Below are 20,624 nucleotides of genomic sequence, written 5' to 3'. Positions count from 1 at the left end.
CCGGGCTGGTGCTTAGCCATTCTGATAATAGAAGGACAGTTTGCGGCTGACACCGCCCGGTGGGGGCGGGAACGGGGCGGCCCGGCGAATTTGCTCTCGGGCGGCGCGGTCGATCTGGTTCGAGCCCGAACTGTCGGTGATTTCGACCCATGCAAGCGAGCCATCGGGGTCGATCTGGAAGAAGACACGCGCGAAGCCCCGGACCGGGACAAACACAGCAGGCGTTCGGTTCAGATGCACCAGCACCTGACCAGCATAGTTCGTCGTATTTGAATTGCCCGGTCCGCGCCCGCCTGACTGACGCTCTTGATCGCCTCGGGTGAAGGCATCGGTCCCCTGACGCTGAAACGTCTGCAAGGGAGATTCGATCAATTGTTGTGGAAAGCGCAATTGGGCGAACTGGTCGTTGCTGTCGGTGGCCCCATCCGGGGCATCGGTCGGTTTGCGGTCCGGCAGGCGTGGGCGGACGGATTCCGTCACGGCCTGCTCTGACACTGCGATGTCTGCGTCTTCCGCGGGCTCGATGGCTTCGATCACGGCGGGCGCTGGCGTCTCGGCCTCGGCAGGGTCGGCTTCTGCAACCGGTTCACCTTGTGGGATTTCGGCCGTTTCATCGACCGAGGTCGGCTCTACCGTCTCGGTATCGGCGCGTGCTGGGTCGTCGCTATCGGACGGGTCGGCGGGCTCTGCGTCCTGCGGCTCGACCACGTCAGGCTGAACCCTTTCGGCCTCGCCAAAATCGGGCGAGAAGACCCGTTGCGGATCGTCCGAAGCGACCAGAGCTTCGCTGGTCGGGATCTCTGCCTCTTGCGGCTCCGGGGTCTCGGCGGCTTCGGGTTCTTCCGGGTCGGTCGGCGTCTCTGCCAGTTCTTCGAAACTGTTGCTTAGGTCCACCGCGTCGCTATTGCCCTGTGTGGACGGCGCATCCGCGACGGGCGCTGCGGTCATGCTCAGGCCAAAGATATGCAGGATCAGCGACAACAGAATGGCCAATACGGCAACTATGACCGACCCGCGGATCATTGCAGCGTCCGCTTTGTTACAAGAAACACGGATGGCGCGCCATTGCGGCGCAGCAGGCCGGTGACTTCGATCAGGCGCGCGCCGGGTGCTTCGCGATCCGGAACGATCCGGACCGGGCCTTCAATGTGATTGGCCATGAATGTTTCTGCGTCAGTTGGCACGCCACGGAAGCTGAGCGTGCCATCCTTGTGCAGCACCAGCGCGTCAGGCGGCTCACGCCCGTCCAGTTCGCTTGTGTCTACGAGATCCAGATCGGGGTCCAGCGGTGGTGCTATGGTCCCTGCGATCAGAAAGAAGATCAGCATCAGGAACACGACATTGATCAGGGCAATGGTCGAGTCGCGCTTGCGGCGGGGGGTGGACGGTTGGATCATCCGCTCACTCCAGCACTAACACGCTGAGCCCGTCGCGTCCGCGCAGACGGACCAGCAAATCCGCAAGGCGCTGTGCGGTCACGTCGTCGTCAAGGCTGACAAGAAGCTGCCCGGTCTCGACCTGCGTCACGAGATCGTCCAGCGTGGTTGATGTCCCGTTCAATACCAGACGGTCGGCTCCGAGCTGCAGAAAAGTCCGCTCTGACGGTTCGCTGGTTTGCGCGTTGCCTCCGACTGAGCTCGTCAGTTCAATCTCGCCGAATTTCGAAAAGGTCGAGGTGAGCATGAAGAAGAGCAACAGCAAGAATATTACATCGATGAGCGGTGTCATCGACAACGTGCGCCTGACAAATGGCGCCCGGTTACGCATGTTCCGGCACGGCGGATATGGTTTCTTCTTCGGTGGCCAGCTGTCCGGGCACCAGCACGGTGCGCAGCGCCTTGTCGGCGAAGACGCGCTCGCGTGCCGTCCGGCTTTCGAACCAGGACAGTATCATCGACGTCGGCATGGCAACGGCAAGCCCTACCGCAGTGGTGATCAGCGCCACCCAGATGCCGCCTGCCAGCAGGGATGGATCAACCGAACTGCCGGCCTGCTGCAAGCTTTGGAACGCTTCGATCATCCCCAGAACCGTGCCGAAAAGCCCCAGTAGGGGCGCAAGCTGGGCGACCGTTTCGAGCAGCCGAAAGCCGCGCTCCAACCCGGCCAAGGCCAGACCGGCCTCGGCGTCAAGGCGATCATCCAGTCCGGGCAAGTCCGGCGCATCCATGGCGGCGCCAACCAACGGGGCGAGATAGCTGTGGCTTTTGGCTAGACGGGCCCGGGCTGTCTGATGATCACCTGCATCCCATGCGTTCAGCGCCTGCGTGAGAACGCGATGCCGCCCAACACCGGTCACCGTGAATTGCCACAGCTTGTAAAGCGTCACAGCCAGCGCCAGCACGGACATGACGATCAGAATGGCCACAACCGGCCCTCCGAGGGCTACGATCTGGCGCAGGGCCTCAAGTGCATTCATCCTAAGAGCTCCACATCGATCCGGCTGGTCAGGTTCAACTCTGTTGCACAGATATCGCTTTCCGAGCCGCTGACAACGCAGCTGTTTGCGCCATTGATCAGGACACGACCGATCGAGGTGCAATCGAGATCAGGCAGGCTGAACTGACGCACCCGCGGTCGGTCGCGCGGCAGGTCGCGAAAGTCAAACAGCGACAGCGTGACCACGCCGCCGGACTTGTCGAAAATGACGGTTTCGAACGCAGCTTTCTCGATTTCGCTTTCGGTTTGATTGTGCACAACAAAGGTCAGACGGCAGGCGCCGTTCACCTCCTGCACCGTATTCAACTCGAGCGATAAGGGCGCGGCGCGCTCATCAGCAGCTTGCGCAAGGGTCGGAACGGGTGACGCGATGGCGATGGCTGCGGCCAGAGCGAGGCGGGAAAAGGGCATGGGCTGGCTCCTGATTGGATGGAAACCCTGTCCTGCGCATCATGCAGGGGTTGATCCCTCTTATCCAATCCAGCTGGGACACGAAAGGGCGGGCAAGGGGATTGTGCGCGTTCGACCGCTCACGCCCGGTAACTTTCATATTGACCCATCCATTGTTCTAAGGCACTGAGTCCTGCGATGGTTCCCAAGGCTATGGCCGCGGGATGAAAAGGGAATACGGTGCGGCCCGCTTCGGTCAAACCCGTAACTGCCCCCGCAACTGTAAGCGGCGAGCAAAGCCAAGCAACCACTGGCCTTTTCGGCCGGGAAGGATGGCCAAGCCGAGACCCGCGAGTCAGGAGACCTGCCATCAGATGTTCAACCAACCCGGGACGGGGCGTCCTGGAAGGAGGCTTTGATGGCACGTCTGACACGTGTTGACATATTTGGCACCTTCCCGATGCATCTGGGCAGAGGCAGAGGGCGCGTGTGTGAAGACTCCTGATCATTTTGTGCTGATCTGCGCCACCTGTTCCGGCGCGCAGACCTTGTCGGCAATACAAGAGTCCCTTGCACCCCGCTTGCCCGAGGGCTTTGCGATCCGCGGCGTTGATTGCATGGCCGGGTGTGCGCACCCGACGACTGTGGGCTTTCAGGCTGTAGGCAAGGCGCAATATCTGTTTGGTGATATCCAGACCCCGGCCGAGATTGACGCATTGGCCGAGTTTGCCCTTCAGTACCAACAAAGCGCGAATGGCTGGACCAAAGCGACCGAGCGGCCCGGTGCACTATCCGCTAAGACCCTATCGCGGATGCCGCCGATTGGTCAGCAGGTACCGCTATGACACCCCAGCCGTTCCTTGTTGCCTCGAACCTCGAATACTATGCGCTAAATGGCGATGTGCTGCTGCAGAATGTCAGTTTTGAGCTGACCGAAGGCTCGATTCTGGCGATTGCTGGCCCGAACGGCGCGGGTAAAACCACCTTGCTCAATCTGCTTTGCGGTGCCGAAGGGCTGTCTCTGGGCGATGTTCTGATCAATGGGCGAAGCCTCAAGCAGTTCTCAGCCAACGAACGCGCGCGTGTTATCGCCGTGGTCGGCCAGCAAGAGATGCCAGATGGGCGTTTGTCGCTTCGCGATTACGTGGCTCTGGGCCAGATACCGATCCTTGCCGACCGCTCGGCACGTGCGCACCAGCAAGAGCTGGACCGGATTCTGAATCTGACTGGCCTCGCGCCTCTTGCGCAAAAGCGGATGGCGCAGCTTTCCGGTGGTGAGCGACAGCGGGCTCACATCGCGCGCGCGCTGGCCCAGAACCCGTCGCTTCTGTTTCTGGACGAGCCGACGAACCATCTGGACCCCGATGCGAAAGGGCGCATGCTGTCTCTGGTTGCGGATCTGGGGATTACGGTGGTCATGATCGTGCATGATCTGGTCATGATCCCCGAATTCGCGACCCATGTCGCGTTGATGAAATCCACGCGGCTGACGGGCTTTGGCCCGGTTGATGAGGTGCTAACCGGAGAGCGGGTGCGCGAAACCTTTGGTGTCGACTATCTGTGTTTTCACCACGAAGGGCGCGTCATTCCGGTACTGGACATCCGAAGAACAACAGTTCCCACTTAAACTCAGGAGATTATTCGTGAAACCAATCTGGCCCGCGGTGTTTATCACCGCAATGGCAAGCGGCGCTGCCGCGCAAGGGATAACCGTCGACAATTGCGGCGAACCGCTGGTCTTTGATGCGCCCCCCGAGCGTCTGGTTGTGCATGACATGAACATGACCGACATGGCTTTCGCCCTGGGTTTGCAGGACAGGATCGTCGGGCTGACCGGTATCACCGGCTGGTACAAGACAAGCCCTGAGTTCGATACATTACGCGGCGACATCCCCGAGCTGGCACCGAAATACCCGACCGTCGAGACCCTTGTGGCGGTCGAGCCGGATTTGTATTTCGCGGGTTGGTATTATGGCATGAAGCCCGGCGGTGATGTCACGCCTGACACGCTGGAACCGTTCGGGATCAAGACCATGATCCTGACCGAAAGCTGCGTGCATCTGGATAAAGACCGCCCCGAAGCCAGCATGAACCTGCTGTTCGACGACGTCCTGCGACTTGGCAAGGTCATGCAGGTCGAAGACAAAGCCGAGGCGCTGGTTTCTGGCTGGAAAGATGAGCTCTCGGCGATCAAGGCCAAGACTGCCGATCTGGCCAAGCCGCGTGTCTTCCTGCTGGATGGTCCGGCGGATGCGCCGTTTACAGCGGGTAAATTCGCGATCCCCGACGCGATGATTGCGGCGGCAGGCGGTCAGAATGTCACCCATGACATGGACACGAGCTGGGGTCGTACCTCGTGGGAGACGGTTGCCGCTTCGAACCCCGAATTCCTTGTGCTGCTCGACTATCAGACCGGCAATGGCGCGGCGGATACCTTCAAATTCCTGCAGGAACATCCGGTGATGTCGCAAACCGACGCGGTCAAGAACCAGCGCTGGATTGGTCTTCGCTATGAGGAGCTGACCCCCGGACCCGCTAATATCGCGGCAATTTCGAAAATGGCCGAGGCCATGCATCCAGGCCTCAACTGATATGGGCCGATTGGGCCTCACGCTGTTGCTGGGGGCGGTCGTTCTGACCGCCCTTTTGCTGGTGTCGACCATCTATGGCACGACTTCGATTCCGGTCTCCGAAACGGTCGAGGCTGTGCTGCTTGGCACCGGGTTGGTGGGTGGCGAGATGTCTCCGATGCACCGCATTGTCTTTGACCTGCGTCTGCCACGCGCCTTGTTTGCGGCAGTGATTGGTGCAGGGCTTGGGATAGTTGGCGTGGTGCTGCAAACGACAACGCGCAACGATCTGGCCGACCCCTTCCTGTTTGGTCTGTCCTCGGGCGCGGCAGCAGGCGCGGTATTCGTAATCACCGTTACCGGAGATATTCTGGGGTTCTGGACGTTGCCGCTCGCCGCGTTCTGCGGCGGTCTTGTCGCCTCGGGGATCGTTTTGGCGCTGGTGCATGGGTTGAAAACCAGTGCACCAGAAAAGCTGATCTTGGCGGGGCTTGCGGTATCATTTCTGTTTTCGGCCATCACCAATTACCTGATCTTTGCCGGCGACAACCGGGCCGCGCATTCGGTGATCTTCTGGATGCTCGGTGGGCTGGGCCTGGCCCGATGGGAAACCTTCCCGTTGGTGTGTGTGGGCCTGCTTTTGATCTTAAGCTATTCGCTTTATCGCAGCCGTTGGCTTGATGCATTGCTGACTGGAGATCTGACAGCAAGCACTCTGGGTGTCCCGGTGCAGGGTCTGCGATTCAGCATGTTCTTCGTTGCTGCGCTTGCGACGGCTGTTTTTGTTTCGGTCGCCGGGGTGATCGGTTTTGTCGGCTTGATGGTGCCCCATATCGCACGCGGCATTGCCGGGCCCTTGCATCGCCATTTGCTGCCGACTGCCGCGATCGTGGGAGCAGCCTTGCTGACAGGGTCAGATATCCTCAGCAGATTGCTGCTGGCGCCACAGGAATTGCCGGTGGGCATTGTCACCACCTCAATCGGATCGGTTTTCGTGTTTCTGCTGCTATTCAGAACCGCGCGCACCCGGCGTTAAACGGTTCAGCACCTGAGACCTGTCGTGCGGCGACCAGACGCCCGCAACAGCCCAGCAGGCAATGCGCACGGTTCGACGCATTGAGACGCCGCCACGCTAAGATGGACTGATTGCACCCCAATTCGCGCAGATGTTCGAACTTGTGTTCAAGGCCATATAGGCGGGGTTCCGGAACAAGAGGGGACGCAACGGCTCAGGCGGCATTTGCCATTCCACATCTCCGGCGCGAACCGGATGCCCTGAACCTTCGGCAATTCTACACTATGCTGTGATCCAGACTTGGCCAGCATGATGAAGCTTCGGTGTTACTACACTTGCCAGCCTGAGGGTTGCCAGAGAAGGGTTCATCGGGTTTCTTTCCCCTGAAAGTCAAGTGGAAGCTACTGCTATGAAACTCGAATTCCATCACATCAACTATGTCTCGGACGATATCGAACGATTGCATCGTTTTTATACAGACGTGCTGGGCCTGGAAAACATTCCTATCGAGAACTTTCCACGCCCGGAGGCCACGGATGAGAAGGGTTATGATGGCAAAATTCGTTTCGCCACGGATGGTGCGATGCAGATGCACCTAGCCGAGCGGAATCTGGATCTGGCCTTTAAACATGGTGAAGCGATCAACCCGGTCGAGCGCGGCCATATCGCGTTTCGGACAGATGATATCGCAGCCTTCAAGACTGTGCTCGAAGCCAATGGAATTCCGTATTCCGATTATGGGACCGCCTTTGCCAAAGAATGGCATCAGATCTTTTTTCACGACCCTGAAGGTAACATTATCGAGGTCCATCAGGCTGTATAGCGATCCTTCTTCGGGCTGATTTAAACGCCGCACCGACCGCGAACATACCCGCAAGCAAGGCTTGCCTCAGGACATTTGATAGCCAGGGGTCGAGTTCGAGATTGCGATTTCTTCCTCGGTCATTTCTTCGGCTATTCCTTCGAACAACGGTGTGCTCAGGTATCGTTCGCCGGTATCGGGCAACATGCACAGAATATGCGCACCGGGTTCGGCCCGTTCGGCAATCTCGATGGCGATGGCAAAGGTGGAACCCCCGGAAATACCGGTCAGGATACCTTCTTTGCTGGCCAGTGCTCTGGCCCATTCAACACCTTTTGAACCAGCCACCGGGATCAGTGCGTCGAAATAGGCATTGTCGATTGCTTCCTGCAAAACGGCGGGGATGAAGTCTGGAGTCCAGCCTTGGATCGGGTGGGGTTCAAATGCCGGGTGGCTGGCAAGTGGCGCACCGTCCGCCCCGCGTTCCGTGGCAATTTTGCTGCCGATCAACTGCGCATTCGCAGGCTCTGAGAGGATGATTTTCGTCTCAGGCCGCTCTTTGCGCAGGACACGGGCAACGCCGGTCACGGTGCCGCCGGTACCGTAACCAGTCACTAGGTAATCCAGTCGCTGACCGCTAAAGTCGCTTAGAATCTCCTGCGCGGTGGTGGCGGCGTGGATATCTGCGTTCGCCTCTGTTTCGAATTGCCGTGCCAGCAACCAGCCATGCGCTTGGGCCAGTTCGGCGGCTTTGCGGTACATGCCAAACCCTTTTTCCGAACGCGGCGTAAGGATCACCTTCGCCCCAAGCATCCGCATAAGACGCCGACGCTCGACCGAAAAACTGTCGGCCATGGTCACAACCAGAGGATAGCCTTTCTGGGCGCAAACCATGGCGAGCCCGATGCCGGTATTCCCACTGGTTGCCTCGACCACGGTTTGCCCCGGTTTCAGCGCGCCGCTGCGTTCTGCAGCCTCAATGATATTGACCGCCAGCCGGTCCTTGACCGAGCCCGCCGGGTTGAAGGCTTCGAATTTGATAAAAAGGGTGACGCCTTTGGGCCCCAGATTATTGATACGAATAACCGGCGTGTTTCCGATCGTATCCAGAACATTATCGAATAGACGTCCGTTGCCTTGGGTCGTTCTAAGCTTTGGATCTGCCATAGGTTCCTCCTGTATCGTCCTTCAGGCGGTGTGGAATACTGGACCGAGTTATAACCACCCTAGTCGATACTGTGCTGTCCGGCAAAACAATGCCCGCGCGGCATTGCCAGCAAACGCCCGAAGCCTTCTACGGGCTCGGGATGCTCTAGCGCACAAAGCGCCGCAAACAGGAGAGCTTGATTCGAGCTTATCACCGGCTTCCCGACAGTTGCCTCCAGCCGGTCCAGCGTTTCGACACTGCGCATATCGGTGCACGATAAGACAATCGCCTCGGCCTCTGGATGGTCGGCATTCAGGCCAAGTTCAAAGACCGCGTCCGGGCTTAGCGCACCTTGCCCTTGGTTTCCAAGCGTCTCTGAAACCTCTGACCTTCGAACGGTTTCGACGCCCTCTGCCGCGAGGAACGCAACCGCCATGTCGTTGATGGCGGGCACATAGGGCGAAGCAAAGCCGATCCGCCTCACGCCAAGCGCGGTCAGGGCCCTCGTGATCGCTCCCGCAGCGGTCACCGTATGGGCACCGCAGCTGGTGCTGATCCGCGTGGACAGGGCGCGGTCGAACTCTGGCCCGTGGGTCAGTGTCGCTGAGGTGCAGCCATAGATAACTACATCGGGCCGGACGCCCATCAAAAGCTGGAGAGGCCCTTCGAGGTCCGTGTCGCCAAGGCCCTGCATCTGGCTTTCATCGGGGATTTCGTGTTCGTCATAACCGCCCATCCGGGCGAAGTGCATCGATACGCCATCAGGGCGCATCAGGGCCATGTCGGGTTCAAGGTTGGTATTGGTAAACGGCACCAGAATCCCGAACCGGGCGCGTCCGCGAGAGGTCTTCATTCCGGGTTCTCCTGCTTCCAATGGATGAGCGCCTTAACAGCGGCCTGAAGGTCCGGCGACGGACCGATTGTCATGCGCAAGGCATGCGGCAACCCGGCCCCGGTCTGAGGACGCAGAAAGATGCCCTGTTGCTTAAGGTGTTTGTCTACACGCTGCGCAAGGTCCGGGCGGTCCATATCGATCAGAAGGAAGTTGGTGAAGCTTGGGAAGATACTCCAACCGGCTTGAGTCAGTTCGGTTGCGGCCCAATGACGCAAACGCACCGTCTGCGCGCAGGTCTCGCGCATATAGGCGTCATCGGCGACGGCTGCGGTTGCTGCCGCCTGCGCCGGGGCCGAAACGCCGTTGGGGTTCAGTACTTTGCGCAGTTCGGTCGTGACTGCGCTCGGAAAATAGCCCCAGCCGACGCGAAACCCCGCCAGACCGTAGGCTTTCGAGAAGGTGCGCAGGATGGCTGTGTTGCCGGGGCCGACCATGTCGAAACACCGCTCGTTCAGGTGGTCGGCAAATTCGCCATAGGCTTCATCGATGATCAACAGAATGTCAGCGCGCAGCCCCTCCCTCAGGCGTAGCAGCTCAGACATACCGATCCGGGTTCCGGTCGGATTTCCGGGGTTTGCCAGAAAGACAAGTCCCGTATCGGGTTGTACGGCGTCCAGCAAGGCATCGACGCTGACGACTGCATTCGCCTCGGGCGCGGTGTCGAGCCGCGCGTTGGCCATCTGCGCGGCGGTGCGGAAGAACGGATAGGCATGGGCCGGGGCCAGGACGGCGCGGTCCGGGCTCGCATAGACCCGCGCGATGCAGTTGATCAGGTCAAGAGACCCGCTACCGCAGAGGATATTCTGGGCCTCCAATCCGTGTCGGTCTGCCAATGCATGACGCAGGTCCATCCAGTCTGGATCGGGATAGAGCATGCCGTGTGTCAGCACCCCGGCTGCTGCAGCAACGGCCTTTGGGCTCGGTGGACGCAGGCTTTCATTCTGGGACAGCGAGACCAGCCGTTGCCCATCCGGGACATCCAGACTGGCCAGGGCATAAGGTGCCATGCGAGCGATATGGGGGTTCGGATAGCTCATGTCTGACCCCGGTAGAGGGTCTGTGCTGCGTCTTCGCTGACAAGCCCGGCCTGCACATCGCGCTGCAGATCTTCGTCGTGGCGCTGGGACGGTGGGCCAAACCCACCCCCGCCGGGGGTTTCGAAGATCAGCGTTTCCGAGGGTCTTATCCGATATTCGCCCTTGCCCGAAAGATCCTGCCCCTCGGCTCCGATACGAATGCGCCCCGGGGCGCCGCTGTGCCCGCCTGCGCGCCCTTTGGCGGGGTTCAGGACCCTCTCGACCGACAGAAACAGCATCAGGTCCTGATCTTTTGATGCGCTGAGTTCGATGCGTTGCCCCAACCCGCCCCGGAACCGGCCCGGTCCGCCTGAGTCGGGCCGCAACTCGCGGCGATGGAACAGGACCGGGGCAACCGCCTCGGTTGTCTCGATCTGGCTGCCCCAAACGCCGCTGGGGAATGCGGTGGCTGACAGCCCATCCAGCGCAGGCCGCGCGCCTGTGCCGCCGTTGAAGACCAGCTCCAGTGCGAACAGGTCGTCGCCCTTGTCCTGCGCCTCGGCCGCGTGGCGCAGCGGAAGGTCGTACATACAGGACGCGCCCTCGGCCGGGACCTGATCGGGCAAAGCTTGTGACAGGCAGCCATAGACAAGATCAGGCGTCATTTGCCCCAGCGTATGCCGCATCGCCACCGGGGCAGGGGCTTGGGCGTTCAGTATGCATCCCGCAGGAGCTGTCACACGGAAGGGCCCAAGCGAGCCTGCATTGTTCGGGATATCCGCACCGATCACGCACCGCAGGGCGAAGACCGAATAGGCGGTGGCATAGTTCAGTGGCACGTTGATCCCTTTGCCCACGCAACCGGCGGTGCCGTCGAAATCCAGCAGCAGATGGTCGTCCGCGATAGTCAGTGCCGCGTGCAGTTCGATCTGCTCGTCATAGCCGTCAACCTTCAGCATATGCCGCCAAGTGCCTTTGGGCAGGGCCGCAATGGCCTCGACCGTTCCGCGGCGCGAGGTTTCGATGATGTAGTCCGAGAGCACGTGCAGGTCGGTAAGGCTGAACTCCTCCATCATCTGCACCAACCGCGTCGCCCCTGCCTCGCAACAGGCGATCAGGGCATAGATATCGCCTTCGTTGGCAATAGGTTCGCGTGAATTGGCTTTGACGATCTCCAGCAAAAGCGCGTTGACCGCGCCCCCGCTGACCAGTTTGCAGGGCGGGAGCAGCAGCCCCTCGTCATAGATGTCGCTGCCTTCTGGTCCCATGCCCAGCCCACCCAGATCGACCAGATGCGAAGTGCAGGAGGTAAAGCCGATCACCTCATCGCGATAAAAGACCGGCATCATCAGAAGGAAATCATTCAGATGCCCCGAGGCGATCCAAGGGTCATTGGTCATGTAGATATCGCCGGGCCGCATCTGCGCTACCGGAAAGCGGCTGCGCAGGGTTTTTACCGCTTCGGCCATGGTGTTGATATGCCCCGGCGTCCCGGTCACGGCCTGTGCCAGCATGCGACCCTTTGCGTCGAAAATCCCGGCTGAGATATCGCCGCATTCGCGGACAATCGGGCTGAAGGCGGCGCGGATCAGGGCCTGTCCTTGTTCCTCGACCACGGCTAGCAGCCGGTTCCACATGACTTGAAGGCGGGTATCTGTGGGTGTCATGAGCGTGCCTCTTTCTTGCGGGTCAGCCAAATGTTGCCATGTGCGTCGATCATGGCGCTGAAATCGGCGCTGACGAAGGTTGTGGTCTGGGCCTCGATGATCAGGGCGGGGCCGTCGATGGTGTCTCCGGCGGACAGATCGTTGCGGTCGAACACCCCCGCCTTGCGCCAGTCAGAGGTGACGTCGCACAGGATATTTCGCGCGCTCTGCGCATGTTTTCGCGTGCTGGCAGGTGCCTCTGCGCCGGATCGCAACGCCGGTGCGACCGAACTGACAGAAAGGCCCCAGTTGAGGATTTCGATCTCCATCCCCGGGACGGTGCGGCTGAACTGACGACTGTATTCGACCTCGAACGCAGCCCTCAGGGTGGGCAAGTCTTCGATGGTCAAAGCCTTGTCTGGCAGATCGATTTCGATCTCATGCCCCTGACCGTGGTAGCGCATGAACGCCACGCGCCGTCCGGTCAACGCCCCGGTCGGAGCGCCGGCGCGCACAACGGTTTCCGCCTCTTGCTGCATCGCATCGAGAAAGCTGTTCAGCCCGTCTAGGTCCAGTGTCTCGAACCGTGCATAGCGGGACCGAATGATCTCATACGAGACCGGCGCGAACAGGAACCCGACCGCCGATCCTACGCCGGGATCGCGTGGGATCAGAATGCGCTCCATCCCTGCCCGGCGTGCCAAGCGGGTCGCGTGCAGGGGGCCGTTTCCACCAAAGGCGATCATCACGCGCGGCTTCAGGTCCTTGCCGGATTCAACCGCATGCATACGCCCGGCGCTGGCCATGCTTTCATCGACGATCTCGCTCACGGCAAATGCCGCCCTGTAGGCCTCAAGCGCCAGCGGCTGCCCGACATCGCGGGCCAGAGCCGCCAAAGCGGCGTCTGCGTCGACAGTCAGCCGTCCTTCCGCAAAGCGCGCGGGGTCGATCAGGCCCTGTGCAATATCGGCATCGGTCACAGTAGGATACTGGCCGCCTTGGCCAAACGCGGCAGGGCCGGGATCAGAGCCCGCGCTTTCTGGGCCGATCTGCACGCGACCCAGCCGGTCGACACGCGCGATGGAACCGCCACCCGCGCCGATCTCGATCATCTCTATGACCGGGATGCGGACGGGCATGCCCGAACCTTTGATAAACCTCTCGGCCCGCGCGATTTCGAACTTTCGCGCAGTTTGTGGGCGGAAATCGTCGATCAGGCACAGCTTGGCCGTGGTACCGCCCATATCAAAGGATAACACCTGAGACTCTCCCACCTCCTGCGCGATGCGCGCGGCCAGAATGGCCCCTCCGGCGGGCCCGGACTCAACCAGGCGGATGGGCAGGCGGGCGGCGGTTTCCAGCGTAGTCATCCCGCCACCTGCGGTCATCATCAGGATAGGGCAGGTCAGACCCATCCGGGTAAAGCGGGCCTCGAAATCCGTCAGATACCCGGCCATCAGTGGTTGGATATAGGCATTTGCGATGGTGGTGCAGAGCCGGTCAAATTCGCGCGCTTCGGGGCTGACCTCGTGGCTGAGAGAGATGACAAGTTCGGGCAGCTGCGCGGCCAATAGCGCCTTCAGGCGTAGCTCGTGTGCGGGGTTTGCATATGCATGCAGCAGGCAAATCGCGACCGCTTCGACCTGCAGCTTCCTCAGCGCCTGTGCCAGATCTGTGACCTGCGCCTCGTCCAGCGGCTGCAACTCGCGACCCTGCGCATCCATGCGTCCGCCAATGGTCAGGGCATGGGTGCGCGGGACGATCAGGTCTGGTTTGACCAGATTCAACTGATACTGGCTATAGCGCCGCTCGTAAGCGATCTCGAGGATATCGCGAAATCCTTGGGTCGTGATCGTTGCGGTGGCCGCGCCGCGCCGCTCGATCAGGGCGTTGGTGGCCAGTGTGGTGCCATGGATAAAGCCACCGATCTGATCCCAGCCCGCACCGGCTTTGGCCAGCACCCTTTGCGCCCCGTCGGCAGCGCCGATGGCTGGTTGCTGCGGGGTGGTGGGTGTTTTCGTGGTCGCAATGATCTCAGAGGCTTCATTCACCAACACGGTGTCGGTGAAGGTGCCACCGATGTCGGTGGCCATGCGCAATCCGCAGGTTTGAGGCATTGGGTTAACAGTCAGGGAAGGTTTGTCTGGCCCGAAGGCGGCTCAGGCGCGTGCCGCGCAAAGCGGGGTCAGACGACCAGATCACATCCGGTCTGGCGGCGCGTCATTGCCTGGATCGGTTCGATCAGCACACCCGTTGCCTTTCTCTGCTGGCTGCCCGGAATACTGAGACACCGAACCCGCCTGCGTCAATCATTCTTTTCGCGTCTAGGGCGCCTGCTCGGCCAACAGCCTCTCAGCGATGGCCGAGGTATCGTCCAGATGATCCTCGACCGCTTTTGCAGCCAGCGCCGCATCGCCCGATGCTATGGCATCGCAGATCGCCTGCATGTGTTCCGGCCCCGGTCGGCTGCGCCGGGTCGAGGACAGGGTCATCATGCGCAACCGGCTGATCCGACCGTTGAGGCGTTGCACGATTTCCCATGCTACATGATCGCCCGCACCTTCGAATATCTCAGAGTAGAAACCGGCGGTTGCGCGAAACAGCCCGCCGGGAGTTTTCTGGGCAAACTCCTGCTTGAGCTGCGCCAGAGCCGCGCGCAACCGGTCGGCGCGCGCAGGCGTAATGTTCTGTGCACATTTGCGGGCAGCAGCAGTTTCCAGCATCCGGCGGATTTCATAGATTTGCCGCGCATCATCCCAGCTCATGCGCGCCACAATCGGTCCGCGCCCGGGCAAGATTTCCACCAGCCCCTCGGCCTCAAGATAGCGGATCGTCTCGCGCACCACCGTGCGGCTGACCCCAAGCTGATCGCATAAGGGTCGCTCGACCAGCCGCTCTCCGGGCTTGAAATGCCCTTCGATGATCGCGTCCCGCATGCGGTCCTGCACCATGTCCCGCAGGGTCATGGGCGGTTGTTCAATTCTGGACAGCGGGGGCGTCGTCATGGTTGCGGTCATAACAATGCGGGCGTTCCGGTGCAACGGGATTGACTTATGATATTATGGTATACCATAAATCAGACAGAGAATCGAGCCGTCAGGTGCAGCCATGCCAGCCGAAATCCGCAAAACGCTTCTTCATGTTGAGGATACCCTGATCGAAGGTGGCAAGGCGGCCCCACAGCCGCTGAGGATGATTGCCGCCGTGGCCGTGATCGGAAACCCTTGGGCAGGGCGGGGCTTTGTCGAGGACCTCGGGCCAGAAATCCGCGATTGTGCGCCCGGACTCGGGCAGTTGTTAACTGGCATGGTTCTGGACGCCGCAGGTGGCGGTGACAAAGTCGAAGGCTATGGCAAATCCGCCATCGTGGGTGTGAATGGTGAGGTCGAGCATGCCTCGGCCCTCATCCACACGCTGCGGTTCGGCAACTATTACCGTGAGGCGGTGGGTGCGAAATCCTATCTCGCCTTCACCAATACGCGCGGGCCAGCCAATGCACCGCTGCAAATACCGCTGATGGACAAGAATGATGGCGGTCGGCGCAGCCATTATCTGACCATTCAGCTGTCAATCGCCGATGCGCCCGCTCCGGATGAGATCGTGATCGCCTTGGGTGCCTCGGTTGGGGGTCGTCCGCACCACCGGATCGGTGATCGTTATCAGGACCTGAAAGAGCTGGGCCATGACGTTGACAACCCTGCAGCTGTCTGAACCCTACGGTGCGCTTAGCTATCGCGTAGCGGGGCAGGGTGAACCTGTGGTGCTTGTTCACGGGGTCGGGATGCAATCGGCGGCGTGGGGTCCGCAGCTTGAGGTACTGTCGCGGACGCATCGCGTCATCGCGTTGGACATGCCCGGGCATGGCGGATCGACGCCCTTGCCCGAGGGCGCGCAGCTTCCGGTCTTTGTCGATTGGTTGCACGCTGCTTTAGAGGCTTTGGAGTTGGGACGCGTCAGCCTTGTGGGCCATTCCATGGGTGCGCTTGTGGCGACGGGTTTTGCGGTCACCTATCCTGAGGCTGTCATCCGAGTTGCTTTGCTTAATGGGGTATATTGCCGCCGACCCGCGGCGCGCGCCGCGGTCGAAGCGCGCGCCGATGAAATAAGGTGCGGGTGTTTTGATCTGGAGACCCCGTTGAACCGCTGGTTTGGCGATAATCCAACCGAAAAGGCCGCCCGCCGATCAGTCGAAGGCTGGCTGTCTGAGGTCAATCTGGCGGGTTACGCAACCGCCTATGGGGCTTTCGCGCGCGGAGATCGCACCTATGCCGACCAGTTGTCTGCGATCACTTGCCCGTTTCTTGCGATCACTGGGGATGGGGATCTGAATTCGACCCCCGCGATGGCGCAGCAGATGGCGGCAGCCGTCGTACACGGGCAATCGGTGATCATCGAAGGGCACCGGCATCTGGTCAATCTGACCGCGTCCGATCAGGTAAACGTGGCCTTGCAAGATTGGCTAACGTGGGAGGCAGGCCATGACCCAGTTTGATCCGCGCGAGTTGCGCAGCGCGTTCAGAGCTTTCATGACCGGTGTCACCGTGGTGACGACGCATGACGACGAAGGCGCGCCGCTGGGCTTTACGGCCAATTCGTTCACATCCGTGTCGCTCGATCCGCCTTTGGTGCTGGTCTGCCTTGCCAACAGCTCGCGCAACTATGCGGCCTTCGCCGCCACGCAGGGGTTTGCCATCAACGTGCTGTCCGAAGCGCAAACCGAGGTCTCCACCACGTTCGCGCGCCCGGTCGAGGACCGGTTCGCAGTGGTCAACTGGCGGCCGGGGCCACATGGCGCGCCGATCTTCGAAGGCGTGTCGGCATGGTTTGATTGTTCGATGTTCAGGACCGTCGAGGCAGGCGATCACCTGATCCTGATGGGCAAGGTCGAAGCGTTTGAAAATAGCACACATCCCGGTCTCGGCTACGCCCGCGGTGCATATGTCACCCCAGCGGCCGAAGCAGAGGCGCTGAACAGCCGGGCAAACCTGATCGTCTCGGCCCTGATCACGCATCAGGGCAGGGTGCTGTTGGTCAGGGAGGCAAATGGCACACTGATGCTGCCCGAGGCCAAGGTTGGCAAAGATGGTGCATCAACCGCATTGCGGAGGTTGATCAAAGCCAGCGGGGCCGAGGCTGATCCGGGCTTTATCTACTCTGTCTACGAGGATGAGATGCGCGAAACCCAGCATATCTCATTCCTGTGTCAGGCCAGCTGCGATGAGCCCGAACAGGGCGCGTTCTACGATCTCAACGCGCAGACGCTGGACGATCTGGCCGATCCCGTGGTGCGCGTGATGCTGCAGCGTTTCGCGTCGGAAAGCCGGATGGGGAACTTCGGGACGTATTTTGGCAATCGGGACAGCGGCACAATACGCCCTGTCCATCAGGGGGTTGAGCGATGAAGTTCTCGCTGTTTGCACATATGGAGCGTATTTCTGCGGATGAGGACCAGAAGCAGATTTATGACGAGTTCATCGAGCTGTGCAAAATCGCTGATCATGGCGGCATGCACGCGATCTGGACGGGCGAACACCACGGTATGAACTTCACCATCGCCCCGAACCCGTTTCTAAGCCTTGTAGACGTGGCGCGCCATACCGGCCATGTCAGGCTGGGGACCGGAACAGTGATCGCGCCGTTCTGGCATCCGATCCGGCTGGCGGGTGAAGCCGCGATGACCGATATCATCACCGACGGGCGGCTTGAGGTCGGCATCGCCCGCGGCGCCTATTCCTTTGAATATGAGCGTCTGATGCCCGGTATGGATGCCTGGGAAGCCGGTCAGCGCATGCGCGAGATCGTGCCGGCGGTGAAGGCGCTGTGGCAGGGGGATTACGAACATGAGGGTGAGTTCTTTCAGTTCCCCAAAACCACCTCGGCCCCGCTTCCGTTGCGGCCCGAGGGTCCGCCGATCTGGATCGCGGCGCGTGATCCCAACAGCCATGAATTTGCGGTGGCCGAGGGGTGCAACGTGCAGGTAACGCCCTTGTGGAAGGGTGATGCAGAAATCTCGGATCTGATGGACAAGTTCAACGCGGCATGCGCGAAATACGCTGACAAACCACGCCCGAAGATCATGTTGCTGCAGCATACTTACGTTGCCGACAGCGAAGAAGACGCCCGGCTGGGTGCCGAGGAACTCAACCGATTTTATTGCTATTTCGGGGCATGGTTTATGAATCAGCGTGACATTTCGCAGGGCCTGATCGAACCACTCAGCGACGACGAAATCGCCGCTCATCCGTTCTACAGCCCCGAGGCTATGGCGCGGGACCTGGTGATCGGCACCTCTGATCAGGTGATCCGGCGGCTGAAAGGGTATGAGGCGTTGGGCTATGATGAATATGCGTTCTGGATCGACAGCTCTATGTCGTTTGATCGCAAGAAAGCCTCGCTTGAGCGTTTCATAAATGAGGTGATGCCCGCGTTTGCCTGATCACCCGGAGGGACGGAAACATGCAGAGCTTTCAGCACTATATCGGCGGTCAGTTCGAAGACCCTGTTCGGTACTTTGAGAGCGTCGACCCGGCGACGGGCGCCCCATGGGCGCGAATGCCCCAGGCAACACCGGACGATGTGAACCGCGCTGTAGACGCCGCCCAGCATGCTTTTGTGTCGGCTGACTGGGTCTCGATGACCGCCAGTGCGCGCGGCAAGTTGCTATTGCGCCTTGCCGACCTGATTGCCGAGGCCGCCCCGCGTCTGGCTGAGCTTGAGACCCGTGATACCGGCAAGATCATTCGCGAAACCACCGCTCAGATCGCTTATGTGGCAGAATATTATCGTTATTATGCAGGGCTGGCGGATAAGATCGAAGGCGCGCATCTGCCCATCGACAAACCGGACATGGAAGTTTGGCTGCGGCGCGAGCCGGTAGGGGTTGTGGCGGCGGTTGTGCCGTGGAACTCGCAACTGTTTCTGTCTGCGGTCAAGATCGGGCCTGCGCTGGCGGCTGGCTGCACTGTGGTGCTCAAGGCCAGCGAGGACGGCCCCGCGCCGATGCTGGAATTCGCCCGTATCTTCGATCAGGCCGGTTTCCCGAAAGGCGTGCTGAGCGTCATCACAGGTGGTCCCGAGGTTGGTGCCACTCTGACAAGTCATCCGAAAGTGGCGCATGTGGCCTTTACCGGTGGGCCTGAAACCGCCCGCCATATCTTACGCAACTCGGCCGAGAATCTCGCCTCAACCTCGCTGGAGCTGGGTGGCAAATCCCCCTTTATCGTGTTCGACGACGCCGATCTGGAAAGCGCGGTGAATGCGCAGGTCTCGGGCGTTTTTGCCGCGACCGGGCAAAGCTGCGTGTCCGGGTCGCGCCTTTTGGTGCAGGCGGGGATCAAGGATGCGTTCCTCGCCCGGTTGAAAGAAAAGGCCGAAGCGATTGTCATCGGTGCACCGGATCGCATGGAGACCGAGATCGGCCCACTGTGTACCGTGCGCCAGCGCGACCGGGCTGAGGCTTTGGTTGCGCAATCCATCGAGCAGGGGGCGCAACTGGTCACGGGCGGGCAGGCCTTGGACCGCGACGGCTACTACTTTGCACCGACCATTCTGGATTGCGACACCGCCCCGAACGCCGCCTGTTTAAGCAACGAGTTCTTTGGCCCTGTGCTTTCGGTCGTCAGTTTCACCGATGAGGCCGAGGCCATTGCCATCGCTAACGACACGCAATACGGGCTGGCCTCGGGCCTGTTTACCCGAGACCTGACCCGCGCCCATCGCATGATCCGCGCCATTCGGGCGGGAATTGTCTGGGTGAACACCTACCGCGCGGTCAGCCCGATTGCACCCTTTGGCGGCCATGGCCTGTCGGGTCACGGGCGCGAAGGCGGGATCGAGGCCGCGCTGGACTATACAACCGTCAAAGCCGTCTGGCTGCGCACCAGCGATGATCCGATCCCGGACCCGTTCGTGATGCGTTAAGGCGGGTTATTTGCCTTTCCAGACGGGATCGCGCTTTTCGGCAAAGGCCTTGGCCCCTTCCAGCTGGTCTTCGCTGGCATACAGCACATCGACGGTGCGCAGTTGGCGTTTGGTGATGCGGTTCATGGTGTCCTGAAACTTGGCGTCCTCGGCATCGCGCACAATCTCCTTTATCGCGGCATAGACCAGCGGCGGCCCCGAGGCGAGCAGGCGCGCCAATTCCCACGCGCGATCCATCAGCTGATCGGCCGGAACGATCTCATTCACCAAACCCCAGCGGTTGGCCTCTTCGGCATTGAACCAGCGCCCGGTCAGCAGTAATTCCATTGCGATATGATAGGGGATACGCTTAGGCAGCTTGACACTGGCGGCATCGGCCACGGTGCCCGAGCGGATTTCGGGGAGCGCAAAACTTGCGTGATCGGCGACAAGGATCATGTCGGCTGACAGTGCAAGCTCCAGCCCGCCACCGCAGGCGATGCCATTTACAGCGGCAATGACGGGCTTGTTCATGTCGCGCTGTTCCTGCAAGCCGCCGAAGCCGCCGACGCCATAGTCACCATCGACCGCATCACCATCGGCTGCGGCTTTCAGGTCCCAACCGGGGCAAAAGAACTTCTCGCCCGCGCCGGTCAGGATGCAGACGCGCAAGTCGGGGTCGTCGCGGAAATCGGCAAAGACTTGGCCCATGATCCTGCTGGTGGCCAGATCAATGGCATTGGCCTTGGGCCGGTCCAGCGTCACCTCAAGGATCGCCCCTTCGCGGCGGGTTTTGATCGGGTCCATA

At 60.7% G+C, this 20,624-nt stretch carries 22 protein-coding genes and 1 riboswitch; of the genes, 10 read left to right on the top strand and 12 right to left on the bottom strand.

The annotated features are described in order from the left end of the window. Window positions 1-12: 12 nt before the first annotated feature. From ACR0KM_RS04575 to ACR0KM_RS04555, 5 genes are read right to left on the bottom strand one after another with little or no spacing between them, the layout of a single operon-like run. Window positions 13-1,023: an energy transducer TonB family protein gene (locus ACR0KM_RS04575; protein ID WP_480857871.1), complete on the bottom strand. Its 1,011-nt coding sequence runs from the start codon at window positions 1,021-1,023 to the stop codon at window positions 13-15. Then, a complete protein-coding gene (locus ACR0KM_RS04570; protein ID WP_480857869.1) occupies window positions 1,020-1,397 on the bottom strand; it encodes an ExbD/TolR family protein in 378 nt (125 codons plus the stop codon). Before ACR0KM_RS04570 ends, ACR0KM_RS04575 begins: the two co-directional genes overlap by 4 nt. A 4-nt stretch (window positions 1,398-1,401) precedes the next feature. Then, the gene (locus ACR0KM_RS04565) at window positions 1,402-1,728 is read right to left on the bottom strand and encodes an ExbD/TolR family protein (RefSeq protein WP_480857867.1); all 327 of its coding nucleotides are present in this window, start codon (window positions 1,726-1,728) and stop codon (window positions 1,402-1,404) included. A gap of 31 nt (window positions 1,729-1,759) precedes the next feature. Next, window positions 1,760-2,416, bottom strand: coding sequence for a MotA/TolQ/ExbB proton channel family protein (locus ACR0KM_RS04560; RefSeq protein WP_480857866.1), 657 nt, complete (start codon window positions 2,414-2,416; stop codon window positions 1,760-1,762). Beyond that, complete coding sequence (locus ACR0KM_RS04555; protein ID WP_480857865.1) at window positions 2,413-2,847, bottom strand: hypothetical protein; 435 nt, start codon at window positions 2,845-2,847, stop codon at window positions 2,413-2,415. Before ACR0KM_RS04555 ends, ACR0KM_RS04560 begins: the two co-directional genes overlap by 4 nt. A gap of 161 nt (window positions 2,848-3,008) precedes the next feature. After that, a riboswitch (cobalamin riboswitch) is annotated at window positions 3,009-3,212 on the top strand. A 105-nt stretch (window positions 3,213-3,317) separates the two neighbouring features. Here ACR0KM_RS04555 and ACR0KM_RS04550 point away from each other — a divergent pair. The 5 genes from ACR0KM_RS04550 to ACR0KM_RS04530 all read left to right on the top strand — a co-directional run bounded on the left by ACR0KM_RS04550 (window position 3,318) and on the right by ACR0KM_RS04530 (window position 7,234). Continuing rightward, window positions 3,318-3,671, top strand: a complete 354-nt coding sequence (locus ACR0KM_RS04550) for a DUF1636 family protein (RefSeq protein ID WP_480820687.1) — start codon at window positions 3,318-3,320, stop codon at window positions 3,669-3,671. Beyond that, complete coding sequence (locus ACR0KM_RS04545; RefSeq protein ID WP_480857863.1) at window positions 3,668-4,453, top strand: ABC transporter ATP-binding protein; 786 nt, start codon at window positions 3,668-3,670, stop codon at window positions 4,451-4,453. Before ACR0KM_RS04550 ends, ACR0KM_RS04545 begins: the two co-directional genes overlap by 4 nt. 16 nt (window positions 4,454-4,469) lie before the next feature. Continuing rightward, window positions 4,470-5,417, top strand: a complete 948-nt coding sequence (locus ACR0KM_RS04540) for an ABC transporter substrate-binding protein (protein ID WP_480857861.1) — start codon at window positions 4,470-4,472, stop codon at window positions 5,415-5,417. A 1-nt stretch (window position 5,418) separates the two neighbouring features. Beyond that, window positions 5,419-6,432 carry a FecCD family ABC transporter permease gene (locus tag ACR0KM_RS04535; protein WP_480820693.1) on the top strand — a complete coding sequence of 338 codons (1,014 nt, stop codon included), beginning with the start codon at window positions 5,419-5,421 and terminating at the stop codon, window positions 6,430-6,432. Window positions 6,433-6,820: 388 nt separating this feature from the next. Then, window positions 6,821-7,234, top strand: a complete 414-nt coding sequence (locus ACR0KM_RS04530; protein ID WP_480857859.1) for a VOC family protein — start codon at window positions 6,821-6,823, stop codon at window positions 7,232-7,234. 66 nt (window positions 7,235-7,300) lie between these two features. Here ACR0KM_RS04530 and ACR0KM_RS04525 read toward each other — a convergent pair whose 3' ends face one another. From ACR0KM_RS04525 to ACR0KM_RS04500, 6 genes are all read right to left on the bottom strand, one after another. After that, window positions 7,301-8,380 (bottom strand): PLP-dependent cysteine synthase family protein, encoded by a 1,080-nt coding sequence (locus ACR0KM_RS04525; RefSeq protein ID WP_480857857.1) that lies wholly within the window; start codon window positions 8,378-8,380, stop codon window positions 7,301-7,303. A gap of 59 nt (window positions 8,381-8,439) precedes the next feature. Then, the gene (locus ACR0KM_RS04520) at window positions 8,440-9,213 is read right to left on the bottom strand and encodes a maleate cis-trans isomerase family protein (RefSeq protein ID WP_480857855.1); all 774 of its coding nucleotides are present in this window, start codon (window positions 9,211-9,213) and stop codon (window positions 8,440-8,442) included. Continuing rightward, on the bottom strand, window positions 9,210-10,292 hold the full coding sequence (locus tag ACR0KM_RS04515) for a pyridoxal phosphate-dependent aminotransferase (protein WP_480857853.1): 1,083 nt from the start codon (window positions 10,290-10,292) through the stop codon (window positions 9,210-9,212). Before ACR0KM_RS04515 ends, ACR0KM_RS04520 begins: the two co-directional genes overlap by 4 nt. Further along, the gene (locus tag ACR0KM_RS04510; RefSeq protein ID WP_480857851.1) at window positions 10,289-11,938 is read right to left on the bottom strand and encodes a hydantoinase B/oxoprolinase family protein; all 1,650 of its coding nucleotides are present in this window, start codon (window positions 11,936-11,938) and stop codon (window positions 10,289-10,291) included. The genes ACR0KM_RS04515 and ACR0KM_RS04510 overlap by 4 nt, the downstream gene beginning before the upstream one ends. Continuing rightward, the gene (locus ACR0KM_RS04505) at window positions 11,935-14,010 is read right to left on the bottom strand and encodes a hydantoinase/oxoprolinase family protein (protein WP_480857849.1); all 2,076 of its coding nucleotides are present in this window, start codon (window positions 14,008-14,010) and stop codon (window positions 11,935-11,937) included. The genes ACR0KM_RS04510 and ACR0KM_RS04505 overlap by 4 nt, the downstream gene beginning before the upstream one ends. Window positions 14,011-14,241: 231 nt before the next feature. Further along, window positions 14,242-14,922 (bottom strand): GntR family transcriptional regulator, encoded by a 681-nt coding sequence (locus tag ACR0KM_RS04500; RefSeq protein ID WP_480820707.1) that lies wholly within the window; start codon window positions 14,920-14,922, stop codon window positions 14,242-14,244. 103 nt (window positions 14,923-15,025) lie between these two features. On the opposite strand from ACR0KM_RS04500, the gene ACR0KM_RS04495 reads away from it, so the two are divergent. The 5 genes from ACR0KM_RS04495 to ACR0KM_RS04475 are packed head-to-tail and all read left to right on the top strand — an operon-like array spanning window position 15,026 to window position 19,837. After that, window positions 15,026-15,628 carry an amino acid synthesis family protein gene (locus ACR0KM_RS04495; protein ID WP_480820709.1) on the top strand — a complete coding sequence of 201 codons (603 nt, stop codon included), beginning with the start codon at window positions 15,026-15,028 and terminating at the stop codon, window positions 15,626-15,628. Then, a complete protein-coding gene (locus ACR0KM_RS04490; RefSeq protein WP_480857847.1) occupies window positions 15,600-16,409 on the top strand; it encodes an alpha/beta fold hydrolase in 810 nt (269 codons plus the stop codon). The genes ACR0KM_RS04495 and ACR0KM_RS04490 overlap by 29 nt, the downstream gene beginning before the upstream one ends. Then, entirely contained in the window at window positions 16,396-17,319 is a 924-nt protein-coding gene (locus tag ACR0KM_RS04485; protein ID WP_480857845.1) for a flavin reductase, read from the top strand. The genes ACR0KM_RS04490 and ACR0KM_RS04485 overlap by 14 nt, the downstream gene beginning before the upstream one ends. Continuing rightward, entirely contained in the window at window positions 17,316-18,353 is a 1,038-nt protein-coding gene (locus ACR0KM_RS04480; protein WP_480857843.1) for an LLM class flavin-dependent oxidoreductase, read from the top strand. Before ACR0KM_RS04485 ends, ACR0KM_RS04480 begins: the two co-directional genes overlap by 4 nt. A 20-nt stretch (window positions 18,354-18,373) precedes the next feature. Further along, window positions 18,374-19,837, top strand: a complete 1,464-nt coding sequence (locus ACR0KM_RS04475) for an aldehyde dehydrogenase (protein ID WP_480820717.1) — start codon at window positions 18,374-18,376, stop codon at window positions 19,835-19,837. Between the two features lie 6 nt (window positions 19,838-19,843). Here the strand turns inward: ACR0KM_RS04475 and ACR0KM_RS04470 are convergent, their stop codons facing one another. After that, complete coding sequence (locus ACR0KM_RS04470) at window positions 19,844-20,623, bottom strand: carnitinyl-CoA dehydratase (protein ID WP_480857841.1); 780 nt, start codon at window positions 20,621-20,623, stop codon at window positions 19,844-19,846. Window position 20,624 lies beyond the last annotated feature (1 nt).

This window comes from Ruegeria sp. G10, assembly GCF_056533645.1.
The sequence above is the reverse complement of the archived record's forward strand: the minus strand, read 5'-3'. Positions and strand labels throughout refer to the sequence as shown.

What these genes read in the sequence shown, in the direction of transcription:
- ACR0KM_RS04575 (WP_480857871.1), bottom strand. Translation starts at nt 1,023, where the DNA reads ATGATCCGCGGGTCGGTCATAGTTGCCGTATTGGCCATTCTGTTGTCG.
- ACR0KM_RS04570 (WP_480857869.1), bottom strand. Translation starts at nt 1,397, where the DNA reads ATGATCCAACCGTCCACCCCCCGCCGCAAGCGCGACTCGACCATTGCC.
- ACR0KM_RS04565 (WP_480857867.1), bottom strand. Translation starts at nt 1,728, where the DNA reads ATGACACCGCTCATCGATGTAATATTCTTGCTGTTGCTCTTCTTCATG.
- ACR0KM_RS04560 (WP_480857866.1), bottom strand. Translation starts at nt 2,416, where the DNA reads ATGAATGCACTTGAGGCCCTGCGCCAGATCGTAGCCCTCGGAGGGCCG.
- ACR0KM_RS04555 (WP_480857865.1), bottom strand. Translation starts at nt 2,847, where the DNA reads ATGCCCTTTTCCCGCCTCGCTCTGGCCGCAGCCATCGCCATCGCGTCA.
- ACR0KM_RS04545 (WP_480857863.1), top strand. Translation starts at nt 3,668, where the DNA reads ATGACACCCCAGCCGTTCCTTGTTGCCTCGAACCTCGAATACTATGCG.
- ACR0KM_RS04535 (WP_480820693.1), top strand. Translation starts at nt 5,419, where the DNA reads ATGGGCCGATTGGGCCTCACGCTGTTGCTGGGGGCGGTCGTTCTGACC.
- ACR0KM_RS04530 (WP_480857859.1), top strand. Translation starts at nt 6,821, where the DNA reads ATGAAACTCGAATTCCATCACATCAACTATGTCTCGGACGATATCGAA.
- ACR0KM_RS04525 (WP_480857857.1), bottom strand. Translation starts at nt 8,380, where the DNA reads ATGGCAGATCCAAAGCTTAGAACGACCCAAGGCAACGGACGTCTATTC.
- ACR0KM_RS04520 (WP_480857855.1), bottom strand. Translation starts at nt 9,213, where the DNA reads ATGAAGACCTCTCGCGGACGCGCCCGGTTCGGGATTCTGGTGCCGTTT.
- ACR0KM_RS04515 (WP_480857853.1), bottom strand. Translation starts at nt 10,292, where the DNA reads ATGAGCTATCCGAACCCCCATATCGCTCGCATGGCACCTTATGCCCTG.
- ACR0KM_RS04510 (WP_480857851.1), bottom strand. Translation starts at nt 11,938, where the DNA reads ATGACACCCACAGATACCCGCCTTCAAGTCATGTGGAACCGGCTGCTA.
- ACR0KM_RS04505 (WP_480857849.1), bottom strand. Translation starts at nt 14,010, where the DNA reads ATGGCCACCGACATCGGTGGCACCTTCACCGACACCGTGTTGGTGAAT.
- ACR0KM_RS04500 (WP_480820707.1), bottom strand. Translation starts at nt 14,922, where the DNA reads ATGACGACGCCCCCGCTGTCCAGAATTGAACAACCGCCCATGACCCTG.
- ACR0KM_RS04495 (WP_480820709.1), top strand. Translation starts at nt 15,026, where the DNA reads ATGCCAGCCGAAATCCGCAAAACGCTTCTTCATGTTGAGGATACCCTG.
- ACR0KM_RS04490 (WP_480857847.1), top strand. Translation starts at nt 15,600, where the DNA reads ATGACGTTGACAACCCTGCAGCTGTCTGAACCCTACGGTGCGCTTAGC.
- ACR0KM_RS04485 (WP_480857845.1), top strand. Translation starts at nt 16,396, where the DNA reads ATGACCCAGTTTGATCCGCGCGAGTTGCGCAGCGCGTTCAGAGCTTTC.
- ACR0KM_RS04480 (WP_480857843.1), top strand. Translation starts at nt 17,316, where the DNA reads ATGAAGTTCTCGCTGTTTGCACATATGGAGCGTATTTCTGCGGATGAG.
- ACR0KM_RS04475 (WP_480820717.1), top strand. Translation starts at nt 18,374, where the DNA reads ATGCAGAGCTTTCAGCACTATATCGGCGGTCAGTTCGAAGACCCTGTT.
- ACR0KM_RS04470 (WP_480857841.1), bottom strand. Translation starts at nt 20,623, where the DNA reads ATGGACCCGATCAAAACCCGCCGCGAAGGGGCGATCCTTGAGGTGACG.